Genomic DNA, 12,657 nt, shown 5'->3' on the forward strand with positions numbered 1-12,657 from the left:
ATAAACTTTTCAGCCTACAATTCGGGGTACTATTTGTTTATATTCGTTTCGGATTAGTAACGAATTAAGAAATATTTCTTTTTACCGCGGCGAATGATTGTGAATTTACCTTCGATGCGGTCTTTTTCTGTTACAACGTAGTCTAATGCTTGTGTACGCTCACCGTTTACGTAGATTGCGCCGTTCGTTACATCTTCACGTGCTTGACGTTTTGATGGAGAGATTTTGCTTTCTACAAGTAAGTCGATTAATACTGTATCTTCTGCAGTACGTTCTACAGATGGTACGTCTTTGAATCCTTGTTCGATTTCGCTTGCAGTTAGTTCTGCTACAGAACCGCTGAATAATGCAGCTGAAATTTTAATCGCTTGTTCTAATGCTTCTTCGCCGTGAACAAGTTTTGTCATTTCTGCACCTAATGCTTTTTGTGCTGCACGTTTTTCTGGCGCTTCAGCTACTTGCTTTTCAAGCTCAAGAATTTCTTCATGAGATAAGAATGTGAAGTATTTTAAGTATTTAACAACATCACGGTCATCTGTGTTAATCCAGAATTGGTAGAATTCATAAGGAGTTGTTTTCTCTAGGTCTAACCAAATTGCGCCGCCTTCTGTTTTACCAAACTTCGTACCGTCAGATTTAGTAACTAGTGGAATTGTTAAACCGAATGCTTTCGCATCTTCTTCTGATTTACGGATTAATTCAAGACCAGCTGTAATGTTACCCCATTGGTCACTACCACCGATTTGCAGACGGCAATTATGTTGTTGGTATAAGTTTAAGAAGTCGTATGATTGTAAAATCATGTAACTGAACTCAGTGAATGAAATACCAGTTTCTAAACGAGATGCTACCGTATCTTTTGCTAACATATAGTTTAAACCGAAGTTTTTACCGATATCGCGTAAGAATGAAATGACATCTAAATTACCAAGCCAGTCATAGTTATTAGCCATCGTTGCTGGGTTGTCCACGTTTTCAAACTCTAAGAAGTTTGAAAGTTGGTTTTTAATGCTTTCTGTGTAGTAAGCAACTGTATCTTTCGTATTTAATGTACGCTCTGCTTTTTTACCACTTGGGTCACCGATCATACCAGTACCACCGCCAACAAGTGCGATTGGTTGATGACCAGCTAATTGGAAACGACGTAACATTAATACTGGTAACATATGACCGATGTGTAAGCTATCTGCTGTCGGGTCGAAACCACAGTATAATTTAACGCTTTCTTTTTCTAATAATTGCTCAAGTCCCTCAGCATCTGTTTGCTGATTAATTAGACCGCGAAATTCAAGATCTTGTAAAATACCCATATCCTACATACTCTCCTTTAAGTTCATTACTGGCGTGAAGGTTGAAAACATAAAAAAATCGCCCCTTCAAATAAGGGACGATTTTGATTATCGCGTTACCACCCTAGTTGCAGGCAAAAAAAAGCCTACCACCTTATTTACATAACGGCTTAGCACCGTCTTTTCCCTTTTGAATACAATTCAATCGAAAAAAGATGCTCTAGGGGCGTAATTCGCGATCATCTATGTGCTGATTTTCACCGGCCATCAGCTCTCTAAAACAGGGAAATGATCACTACTTCTCCCTTTCCACGCTCAATTATTCATATACTTTTCTTTATACCATCATTTATATAGGCATGTCAAATAGAGGTCAGGTTTCCCTTCTTGTCAATCCTTTACAACACCATAAAGAGTATCGTAATAAGAGAAAGAATTGGAACCCCAACTAATAACGATACATGAAACACAATCGATAAATCATTCCCAATGGTCGCCTCCACAGGATCTTTCGTTGGGGAACCAAGAAACCCGATTAATCGATCGAATCGACTTACCGTTTTTGGAAAGTCTGGTATTTCTACATGATCACTATCTAAATGTTGCTTTAACTTATATTCACTCTTAAAGGGATTTTCGCTCAATTTCGTCCACCTCCAGCAATTGTTTCAATTTCTTTATCCCGTTATGAAGTCTCGATTTCACCGTTCCAATCGGAATGTTTAATATCTCTGCAATTTCTTTTTGCTGCATGTCATGATAATAAGAAAGGATTAGGACCGCTCTTTGCTCTTCTGGAACTTTCAAAATTGCTTCTCTTACTGTGAGCCGATCTTCGTGAGAAAATTCTTTTTCCGGAATCGGCACTAAAAATGGCAAAAGCGTACGCCACTTTTTTCTCCTATTTAATTTATTAATCATAAGACGATAACCAATTTGAAATAAATACGTTTTTATTTTACCTTTTTCAAGTTCATACATATGTTTCTTACGCTCTAGCGTCAAAAACGTATCTTGCACAAGATCGATACTTAATTGTTCATCTCGGTTAAATCGATATAAAAATGTGTATAGCGCTGGTTTGATTAAAACATATAGTCTTTCTCCCGCTTGTTTATCTCCACTTTGATACGCAAGCATGAGCTCCTCCTCAATCCCAATCTGCGCCATGATTTTTGATCTCCTTTATTCCTTTTAACGTTAATGAAATACGGGAAATTAAATATGCAATCGCAATAAAAATCCACAATTGTGATTGATTTGTAAAAAATTGCACATATGGGTTTTGAATCGTAAATCCCATTGCAACTAAAGTATTTAACGCTTGCACACATATGCATGCATACAACGCAAGGCAGACAGAAATAGTGTCAAATACATTCCAGCGAAAATACACTTTTGTTTTTGTAAAATCAATTTTATATCCATTTTTCCGTACTATATGTTTTCTATCAAATGGAATAATGATTGAAAACAGAACACTCATTATAACTCCAGCTGTAAGCATTGATACTCTATATCCAATTGGTATCGGTAAGAAAAGACCACAAGAAAATACGACTATAATTCCAAGTAAAGCAAAAGCAAGAAGTAATTTATTAGACATATAAAAGCCTCCCTCATCTATTCTTTCATAAATGTATACAGACGAGGAAGGCACTTCGTTCAAATATTATTTTAGTTTTTTTATAATCTTTGCAGGATTCCCGCCAACTACTACATTATTAGGCACATCTTTCGTTACGACAGCACCAGATGCGATCACCGCATTGTCTCCAATTGATACACCGGGATTAATAATTGATCTTCCGCCAATCCATACGTTATCGCCAATTGTAACTGGTTTTCCGTATTCTGATCCGCTTATGCGCTCTACTGGATCAAGCGGATGTGTTGCTGTATAAATGTGAACACCTGGAGCTAACATACAGTTCACTCCGATTGTTACCGGGCATACATCTAAAATCGTACAGTCAAAGTTCGCGTAAAAATTTTCGCCAACGTGAATGTTATAGCCGTAATCACATCTAAAAGAAGATTCAAGATGAATATTATCTCCTGTCGTTCCGAATAATTCTTTTACGATTTCGCTACGCTCTTTCAATTGCTCTTCTGGCGTATCATTTAATTTTCTCGTTAATATACGTGCTTGCTCTCTTTCTTGTACTAAAACTGGATCAGCCGGTATGTACATTTCTCCTAGTATCATCTTTTCCTTTTCTGTTTTCATCATACTATCCCCTTTAACTTATATATATGAGTTCATGATATCATAAAAAAGAAAGGCCTGAACATTTTTCGTTCAGACCTTTCTCTCTTAATCTTCCATCGTTGATAAGTCACCTGTTGGTAAATTCAGCTCCCACGCTTTTAATACGCGTCGCATAATTTTACCACTTCTCGTTTTCGGTAATTTATCTCTAAATTCAATTTGTCGTGGCGCTGCATGAGCTGCTAGGCCTTTCTTTACAAATTGACGAATTTCTTCTTTTAATTCATCAGATGGTTCGTATCCTGCTCGAAGTGCGATAAATGCTTTAATAATTTCGCCGCGCACCGGATCAGGAATACCAATTACACCAGCTTCTGCAACAGCAGCATGCTCGATTAATTTACTTTCTACTTCAAACGGACCAACGCGCTCACCTGACGTCATAATTACATCGTCAATACGTCCTTGGAACCAGAAGTATCCATCTTCATCCATATAAGCAGAGTCACCTGATACGTACCAATCTCCCGGCATGAAATAAGATTCATATTTTTGCTGGTTATTCCAGATCCCGCGCATCATAGATGGCCAACCTTTCGCAATTGCTAAGTTACCCATTGTGTAAGGAGGTACTTCATTTCCTTCATTATCAACAATCGCTGCTTTCACACCTGGAATTGGTTTCCCCATTGAACCTGGACGGATTTCCATACAAGGGTAGTTACAAATTACTTGTCCACCTGTTTCTGTCATCCACCACGTATCATGAATACGAAGTCCAAATGCATTCATACCCCAGCGAATTACTTCTGGATTTAACGGCTCACCAACGCTTAATACGTGACGAACTTGTGATAAGTCATATTTTTTAATTGCGTCTTGTCCAGCTCCCATTAACATACGGAATGCTGTTGGTGCGCTGTACCAAACCGTCACACCGTAATCTTGCAGTGCTTCATACCAAGCTTCTGGACTAAAGCGTCCACCTAAAATAACGTTTGACGCTCCAACTAACCACGGTGCGAAAATACCGTAAGCTGTTCCAGTTACCCAGCCCGGGTCAGCAGTACACCAATATACATCGTCTTCTTTTAAATCTAATACCCACTTCGCCGTTTGATAGTGCTGAACCATTGCGTTTTGCGCATGAAGCACACCTTTTGGCTTACCAGTAGAACCAGACGTGTAATGTAGAATCAAACCGTCTTCACGGCCTAACCATTCAATATGTAATTCTTTTGAAGCTTGTTCAAATAACGGATTGAACGCTACCGTTTTACCGCCTTCTTCTACATTATCTCCAACAAGGAAAACTGTTTTTAAAGCCGGTAAATCATTTAATGGTACGCGCTCTAATAATTCAGGCGTTGTAATTAACACCTTTGCTTCGCTATCTTCTAAGCGATCGCGAACTGCGCCTTCCATAAATGCTTCAAATAGCGGTCCAACAATTGCTCCTAATTTCACTGCACCTAAAAGTGCGAAATATAACTCTGGAGAACGTGGCATAAAAATAAAAACGCGATCGCCTTTTTCTACATCGCCATAATTCTTAAGGACGTTTCCTGCTTTATTAGAAAAATCCTTCATTTCCTTAAATGTATATTTCTCTTTTCGCGATCCATCTTGATAATAAAGAGCTACTTTATTCTTTCGATCGGATTTCGCATGCTTATCAATTGCCTCATACGCCATATTTACTCGGCCTGTTTCATTCCAAGTAAAGTTTTTATTAACCTCTTCCCAGTTAAAATTCGCGTATGCCTCATCATAATTCGGCAAATTATTTTCTCCTTTAATGACAGGAAGCGTTTCTACTTTCATACTTTACATCCCCCTCCTATGTATTCTATTATCTATTATAATGACATTATTTAAAATTTTCAGTATATTTGTTGATTTTTAGACAAATTTTTAATGACAAATTTCGATTCACATCGCATATATTATAAAGTACGATATTAATAGATTCACAAACCCTCAAGGTGGTGAGCAATACATTGATTCATAAAAAAATATATAATGCTAGAAACTTAAAAACAGCGAAAGGCACTTTAATTATTGAAGGTCCTGTCTCTACACATAACTTAGAAATGTATGAGTTTCATCCAGACTTAATTGCGTTTCGTCCTGCCGAGCAACAATATAAAGCAATTGTCGAAATTTCTAAATTACCAGAAGCTCGTCTCATTATTGCTAGACATGACCAAACAATTGTTGGATATGTTACATACTTGTATCCTGATCCACTTGAACGATGGTCAGAAGGAAAAATGGAAAACTTAATTGAGCTTGGGGCAATTGAAGTAGTCCCAGCCTTCCGCGGGAGTTCTGTCGGAAAGAACTTACTAGAGGTTTCTATGATGGACGATTATATGGAAGATTACATTATATTGACGACTGAATATTATTGGCACTGGGATTTGAAACAAACAGGATTGAATGTGTGGGAATACCGAAAAGTAATGGAGAAGATGATGAATGCTGGCGGGTTACAATGGATGGCTACAGACGATCCTGAAATTTGTTCACATCCTGCCAACTGTTTAATGGTCCGCATCGGTAAACGCGTTGATACGGATTCTATTCAAGCTTTTGATCGTCTACGTTTTCACAATCGTTTTATGTATTAATAAAGGGGGCAACTGGAATGATTGTAGAAGAAATTATGAATCAAAATGTAGTTACATTACATCCAAACGATACAATCGAAACAGCAATCCGAACGATACGCACGAAAGGCATTCGGCACATTCCAATTGTCGATCAAAATAATCACGTCGTAGGCATTATTTCTGATCGGGATGTAAGAGATGCAAGTCCGTCTATTCTAGATGAACAAGTTTCACTCGATATGCTACAGCAACCTCTCGAACTTATTATGAAACATCCTGTTATGACTTGCCATCCTCTCGATTTCGTTGAGGAAATTGCTACTTTATTTTTTGAAAATAAAATTGGCTGTCTTCCTGTTACAAAGGCCGGGAAGTTAGTTGGAATCATTTCTGAATCTACAGTATTACACACGTTAGTAAAATTAACAGGAGCACATCAACCAAGTTCGCAAATTGAAATTCAAGTAAAAAACGAACCTGGTATTCTTGGAAAAGTCGTTGCTATTTTTAGTGATTTACAAATAAATATCGTGAGTGTTCTCGTCTACCCAGCAAAAGACGAGAATGATAAAGTACTCGTTTTCCGCATTCAAACGATGAATCCTCTAAAAGTGATTGATGCACTTGAAGCAGAAGGCTACCGCGTATTATGGCCAAACATCATGGGGATGCAAGCATGAGTAGCGCGTTTATTTATTCGGATGACTTTCGGGGCTATTCATTTAGCCCTGATCATCCTTTTAACCAACTGCGCGTCACACTTACGTATGATTTATTACAAAAGGGCGGTTTCATCTCTCCCTCTCAAATCATCTCACCACGGATGGCTACAGATGAAGAGATCGCCTACGTTCATACAGAGGAGTACATAAATGCGGTAAAACGTGCTGGAGAAGGAAAGTTAGAAAAATCAATTGCGATGACATATGGACTCGGAACAGAAGATACACCGATGTTCCCAAATATGCACGAAGCAAGCGCATTGCTCGTTGGTGGTACGTTAACAGCTGTCGATGCTGTTCTTTCCGGAAAAGTAAAACACGCACTTAATTTGGGCGGCGGCTTACATCACGGCTTTCGCGGCAAAGCATCTGGCTTTTGTATTTATAACGACAGTTCTATCGCAATGAAATATATTCAAAAGAAATACGGTTTACGCGTCTTATATATTGATACAGATGCTCATCACGGTGATGGCGTACAGTGGTCGTTTTATGATGACCCTAACGTATGCACCATTTCACTACATGAAACTGGTCGCTATTTATTCCCTGGAACTGGTGCTGTAAACGAACGCGGACAAGGTAATGGCTATAGTTATTCTTTTAACGTTCCACTCGATGCTTTTACAGAAGATGAATCGTTCTTAGAATCATATCGAACTGTTGTAAAAGAAGTTGCAGCGTACTTTAAACCGGATATTATTTTAACGCAAAATGGTGCTGACGCACATTATTATGACCCACTTACGCATCTTTGTGCGACAATGAATATTTACCGCGAAATACCGAAGCTCGCTCGTGAAATTGCTAATGAATATTGCGACGGTCGCTGGATCGCTGTCGGTGGCGGTGGCTATGATCACTGGCGCGTCGTTCCAAGAGCTTGGGCACTCATTTGGCTCGAAATGAACAACATCCAAAACATCTCAGGTTATCTCCCTCCAGAATGGATTGAAGCTTGGAAAGGACAAGCAGAAACAGAACTTCCCCTCACATGGGAAGATCCAGACAACATGTATAAACCTATCCCCCGTAAACCAGAAATTGAAGAAAAAAACGCATTAACTGTAGCGAAATCCCTTGAAATTATTCGGAATAATATGACAAAATCTTTATACTAAACGAAAAGGAGGCTCGTTTTTGAATAGCCTCCTTTTATTTAAAGCTTGCTATTATTGTCGTTTTCTGTCGGTAAGTCGATATATTTTAATAATCGCTAATATATTTCGAGTTGCGCCGATATATTTTGATAATCGCTGATATATTCCGAGTTGCGCCGATATATTCTAATAATCGCTGATATATTTTTATGTACTAATGGATTTTATGAGGAAAGGTCGTGATATTATGTGGATACAACAAATGATCCACACGAAACGTGGCACATTTGAGCTTTTTACTAAAGGCAGTGGCGAACCGCTTTGTATTACACATCACTATTCACAATTTAATGAAACTGGTGATTACTTTGCGGATGTTTTTACTGCTACGCATCGTGTATTTCTCATTAATTTACGAGACGCTGGTAACTCGTTAAAAGCCAATTCAGAAAAAGAATTAAGCATGATTGAAACAATCCACGACTTGGAAGCCATACGAGAAGCATTACAACTTCCAACATGGCATTTCGCTGGCCATTCAACAGGTGGTATGCTTGGACTTTTATATGCAATTACATATCCACATTCCTTACAATCATTAGTCGTAGTAGGAGCTGCAGCAAGTAACTATACCGAAACACCATTTTGCATTTATCACCCAGCACATCCACAGTTTCATTATATGCAAAAACTCATCGAAAACTTAAAAAGCCCTCACCTTACAAATGAAGAACGAAAAGAACTATCTACTAAGAGAACAAAATTATCATTGTATAAACCAGAAAACTACAACTCTTATTTTTGTAAACCAATCAATAAAACAATGTCCATTAGCCGGATGAATGCTTTCGCCAATGAATATCCTTCATTTGATTTAAGAGAGTATTTATCTTCCATCCAAACAAAGACACTTATTATATGCGGAAGATATGATGTGCAGTGCCCGATTCAATATTCTATCGAGATACATGATGGAATACGTAATTCTATCTTCATTCCATTCGAAAATAGCAACCATTATCCTTTTTTAGAAGAAGCTGCTCAGTTTACTTCTACTACTCAAACATTTTATAAATCGTTAGTACCATTATTATTAAGAAAACCTAAACACTGACAAAAAGCTCACAGCCTCTATAAGACTATGAGCTTTTTTCAAAAGAAATATTTCACACTAAAAACAACTAAAAAAACAAAAGAAATAACAACTAAACCCACATCAAATAATACCGACTTTTTATCTCTATCTTTTAAACTTACCTTAGAGCTAGAAATGCTTTTAATTACCCAAAAGATCGCAAAAAAGAACCAACCGAAATGATTATTCGTAGAATCTTCATCATAAAACATTTGTATTGCACCAATAATCAATAAGATAAGTACGATATTAGTTCCAATCTTTAAAGTCTTATTTGATTTATTATCTTTTAATATATCCCCCAACATATAGCTCGCTCCCTATGCTCTCCTCTGTTTTGTTTCTCTTTACATTTTAACATAAATTACCTATTCCTTCCTTTTCATTCGAATAACATACAAAAAACCTGCCAATTACTCGGCAGGTTCCCTACACATTAAAACGATAACCAGCTCCCCACACTGTTTCAATATATTGCGGGTGAGCAGGATCTCTTTCAATTTTTTCACGTAGCTTTCTAATGTGGACGACAACAGTGGCTAAATCACCAGCGGAATCTAATCCCCAAATGCGTTCAAATAACTGTTCTTTATTTAATACTTGGTTTGGATGTGTTACAAAGAATGTTAATAAATCAAATTCCTTCGTTGTAAATGCCACTTCTTCATTGTTTATAAAAACTTTCCTCGCCCGTTGATCGATAGAAATTCCGTGAATGTATAGCGTATCACGTTGCTTACTTACATTTCCTGATAATCTTTCATAACGAGAAATATGTGCTTTTACTCTTGCGACTAATTCACTCGGGCTAAACGGCTTCGTTATATAATCATCCGCTCCTAATCCGAGTCCGCGAATTTTATCTATATCTTCTTTTTTTGCTGAAACAAGTAGAATCGGAATATCTTTTACAGCACGTATTTGTTTACAAATTTCGAATCCGTTCATTTTCGGAAGCATAATATCTAAAATAATTAAATCATAGTCTTCTTGCAACGCTGTTTGTAAACCTATTTCTCCTGAATGCTCTACATCAACTTGGAAATCATTAATTTCTAAATAATCTCGCTGTAATTCTGCAATACTTACTTCATCTTCTATTAGTAAAATTCTTTTCAATTTACTCACCACATTCCTCTACTTTTTCCAATGAGAAGAAAATGCTTGTGCCTTTACCAAGCTCGCTTTCCGCCCAAATTTTCCCGCCATGTTCTTCAACAATTTGCTTCGCTATTGCTAAACCAAGTCCACTTCCACCTGTGCTAGAATTTCGCGATTGTTCTGTACGATAAAAACGTTCAAAGATATACGGTAGCGTATCAGATTCTATACCTGATCCATTGTCCATCACTTTCACAATAACTTTATTGTTATCACTCGATACTGTTACAGTAATTTTCTTCTCTTCTTTATCCATGTACTTCACACTATTATGAATTAAATTTGATATAACTCTATTTATCTTTTCGCAATCAGCCGTTACATATAATGGCGATGCATGTAATTGTAAGTTAACTTCTATACCTTCTTCACTTAAATCCATCTGCATCTCTTCTATTAATTCTTGCATAAACGTATTTAATTCAACTGTCTCAAATTGGAATGGAACTCGATTCAAATCGAGCTTCGAAAACAAAAAGAGTTCATCAATGAGTGTGTCCATATGTTTTGCCTTCGTGTGAATTGTCGTTAAATACTTATCCATTTTTTCTGGCGTATTTGCTACCCCGTCCTTTATTCCCTCTACATATCCGATAATAGATGTAATCGGTGTTTTTAAATCATGCGATATGTTTGAAATAAGTTCTTTTCGATTTTCTTCATACTGCGTTTGTACTTCAATCGATTCTTTTAACTTCTTCCTCATTTCCTCAAATCCTTGATTTAATTGACCTATTTCATCGTGCGATGTAACTGGCATTTGAAAATCTAAATTTCCTTCTTTAATTTTCTCTGTTGCGCCTTTCAATACAAAAATTGGTTTTATTATACTTCTTGAAACGAGATAACTTAATAACCCAATAAGTAAAATAGCTAATAGTAAAAGCGATACGAATAAGATTGGAAATAATTTTTGTGTAAGATCTACAAATGAACTTTGCTTTTTTAGTACAAATATACTCCCTTCTTCTTTCTCTGCAAAATAAAAATCAAATTTTACATATCGATAAAATGTATCACCTAGTTCCGTTGTACCACGACTATTAATATTTGCTGCTTCAAATTTCGGAAGGGCTTCTTTTAAAGATACACTTTCAAATACGTTTGAAGCATATGAAAGTGTTTCTCCTTTTCTTACTACTATTTTCACACCCTCTTTTTCTATTGCTGAGACAAACGACTCATCTAGCAATTGAGATTGATGCTGTTTAGCTGCTGACTTCAACTCAAGATAGGCATTCTCTTCTTCTGGTGTAAGCGGCTTTTGAATATAAGAACTTTTATAGAAATTTTTCACTGCTTCCAAGTCACCTGTTATCGAAAAAACGATTAAAAATCCCGCGACTAATATAAGTGTAATGGAAACGAGGATAACAGCAATATAAGAAAATAAAAACCTTGTTTTAATAGACATATCTTAAATCCTCACTTTACCCCGCATTAACGGGCAGTAAGATCCCCACCTCAAAATTCAGAGAAAGCAAAGAAGTTAAGTGGGGGATTAACTGCCCATAAAAGCCCGATTGGTTCAACTAATAATCAGTGGGGGATGAACAACCCCCCCACTGATTAAAGTTTCACTTTATCAAACCTTATTATTTATAAGCATAAAAATATATGTTCAATTACTCAAGCGATTTTATAGTAATTTTAGCGTCAGTTTATAAAAATTTAATGTTCCTATTTTACAGTTGAAATTAGGAGGTTGAAATTCCATGTTCAAAAAAACATTCAGTATGATATGTTGCGTAATTTTTTTACAAGGATGCTCGCAAGAACAAGAAGTAAAAAAGGAGATGATAAACATGGAGACTGCACTATTAGCAGCTACTGAAAAAAATGAAACGAATACTGTTATATCTTTACTAAAACAAGGCGCAAATATAAATGCGACGGATAGTCAAGGACGCACTCCGCTTATGATTGCTACATACAAAAATGATGTAAAAACCGCAAAGGCGCTTATCAAAGCCGGTGCTGACGTAAATATTCAAGATGACATGAAAAATAATCCCTTTCTATACGCCGGTGCGGAAGGTTACTTAGACATTTTAAAACTAACAATTGATGCTGGTGCAGATCCTACGATTACAAATCGTTACGGCGGAACAGCTCTTATCCCAGCTTCAGAACATGGCTATATTGACGTCATAAAAGAACTCCTCACTCGAACAAATATTGATGTAAATCATGTAAATAACCTGGGATGGACAGCTTTAATGGAAGCCATCGTACTAAGCAACGGAGATGAAACACAACAACAAGTCATCCGCCTGCTCATTGAACACGGCGGAGATGTAAACATTCCAGACAACGATGGTGTTACCCCGCTAGAGCATGCTCGCGCTCATCACTTTGAGGAGATAGAGAAGATTTTGTTAGAAGGCCGTAAGTAAAAAGCTAATTTTTGCCTTCCTCCCCCA

Annotated in this window: 14 protein-coding genes and 1 other annotated feature; of the genes, 5 read left to right on the plus strand and 9 right to left on the minus strand. The window is 37.0% G+C overall.

Annotated features, from left to right (window positions below):
- Positions 1-53 precede the first annotated feature (53 nt).
- The 6 genes from tyrS to acsA form a co-directional block, all read right to left on the minus strand.
- Positions 54-1,310, minus strand: coding sequence for a tyrosine--tRNA ligase (tyrS, locus tag MHH55_RS17640; RefSeq protein ID WP_078186238.1), 1,257 nt, complete (start codon positions 1,308-1,310; stop codon positions 54-56).
- A 70-nt stretch (positions 1,311-1,380) separates the two neighbouring features.
- Positions 1,381-1,610: a binding site (T-box leader), on the minus strand.
- Positions 1,611-1,687: 77 nt separating this feature from the next.
- On the minus strand, positions 1,688-1,933 hold the full coding sequence (locus MHH55_RS17645) for a hypothetical protein (RefSeq protein WP_001293787.1): 246 nt from the start codon (positions 1,931-1,933) through the stop codon (positions 1,688-1,690).
- The gene (locus MHH55_RS17650; RefSeq protein ID WP_000057201.1) at positions 1,914-2,459 is read right to left on the minus strand and encodes an RNA polymerase sigma factor; all 546 of its coding nucleotides are present in this window, start codon (positions 2,457-2,459) and stop codon (positions 1,914-1,916) included. The genes MHH55_RS17645 and MHH55_RS17650 overlap by 20 nt, the downstream gene beginning before the upstream one ends.
- Positions 2,440-2,895: a hypothetical protein gene (locus MHH55_RS17655; protein WP_078186239.1), complete on the minus strand. Its 456-nt coding sequence runs from the start codon at positions 2,893-2,895 to the stop codon at positions 2,440-2,442. Before MHH55_RS17655 ends, MHH55_RS17650 begins: the two co-directional genes overlap by 20 nt.
- Before the next feature lie 66 nt (positions 2,896-2,961).
- Positions 2,962-3,522: a maltose acetyltransferase domain-containing protein gene (locus MHH55_RS17660; RefSeq protein WP_002164418.1), complete on the minus strand. Its 561-nt coding sequence runs from the start codon at positions 3,520-3,522 to the stop codon at positions 2,962-2,964.
- Positions 3,523-3,606: 84 nt separating this feature from the next.
- Positions 3,607-5,325: an acetate--CoA ligase gene (gene acsA / locus MHH55_RS17665; protein ID WP_000862049.1), complete on the minus strand. Its 1,719-nt coding sequence runs from the start codon at positions 5,323-5,325 to the stop codon at positions 3,607-3,609.
- 176 nt (positions 5,326-5,501) lie between these two features.
- Between acsA and acuA the strand changes: the two genes are divergently transcribed.
- The 4 genes from acuA to MHH55_RS17685 all read left to right on the plus strand — a co-directional run bounded on the left by acuA (position 5,502) and on the right by MHH55_RS17685 (position 9,052).
- Complete coding sequence (acuA, locus tag MHH55_RS17670) at positions 5,502-6,134, plus strand: acetoin utilization protein acetyltransferase AcuA (protein ID WP_000581388.1); 633 nt, start codon at positions 5,502-5,504, stop codon at positions 6,132-6,134.
- A gap of 17 nt (positions 6,135-6,151) precedes the next feature.
- Positions 6,152-6,796: an acetoin utilization AcuB family protein gene (locus MHH55_RS17675; RefSeq protein ID WP_000634583.1), complete on the plus strand. Its 645-nt coding sequence runs from the start codon at positions 6,152-6,154 to the stop codon at positions 6,794-6,796.
- The gene (acuC, locus tag MHH55_RS17680) at positions 6,793-7,959 is read left to right on the plus strand and encodes an acetoin utilization protein AcuC (RefSeq protein WP_000092823.1); all 1,167 of its coding nucleotides are present in this window, start codon (positions 6,793-6,795) and stop codon (positions 7,957-7,959) included. The genes MHH55_RS17675 and acuC overlap by 4 nt, the downstream gene beginning before the upstream one ends.
- Positions 7,960-8,164: 205 nt before the next feature.
- Positions 8,165-9,052 carry an alpha/beta fold hydrolase gene (locus MHH55_RS17685; RefSeq protein WP_139362405.1) on the plus strand — a complete coding sequence of 296 codons (888 nt, stop codon included), beginning with the start codon at positions 8,165-8,167 and terminating at the stop codon, positions 9,050-9,052.
- 38 nt (positions 9,053-9,090) lie between these two features.
- On the opposite strand, the gene MHH55_RS17690 is transcribed toward MHH55_RS17685, so the two are convergent.
- The 3 genes from MHH55_RS17690 to MHH55_RS17700 form a co-directional block, all read right to left on the minus strand.
- Positions 9,091-9,381, minus strand: a complete 291-nt coding sequence (locus MHH55_RS17690) for a hypothetical protein (protein WP_000900163.1) — start codon at positions 9,379-9,381, stop codon at positions 9,091-9,093.
- A gap of 121 nt (positions 9,382-9,502) precedes the next feature.
- The gene (locus MHH55_RS17695) at positions 9,503-10,192 is read right to left on the minus strand and encodes a response regulator transcription factor (RefSeq protein WP_033689866.1); all 690 of its coding nucleotides are present in this window, start codon (positions 10,190-10,192) and stop codon (positions 9,503-9,505) included.
- Between the two features lies 1 nt (position 10,193).
- Positions 10,194-11,648, minus strand: a complete 1,455-nt coding sequence (locus tag MHH55_RS17700; RefSeq protein WP_078186240.1) for a sensor histidine kinase — start codon at positions 11,646-11,648, stop codon at positions 10,194-10,196.
- Between the two features lie 301 nt (positions 11,649-11,949).
- Between MHH55_RS17700 and MHH55_RS17705 the strand changes: the two genes are divergently transcribed.
- Positions 11,950-12,630, plus strand: coding sequence for an ankyrin repeat domain-containing protein (locus tag MHH55_RS17705; protein WP_078186241.1), 681 nt, complete (start codon positions 11,950-11,952; stop codon positions 12,628-12,630).
- The last annotated feature ends 27 nt before the right edge of the window (positions 12,631-12,657 follow it).

The organism is Bacillus sp. FSL K6-2944 (genome assembly GCF_038005385.1).
GTDB classification, from domain to species: domain Bacteria; phylum Bacillota; class Bacilli; order Bacillales; family Bacillaceae_G; genus Bacillus_A; species Bacillus_A cereus.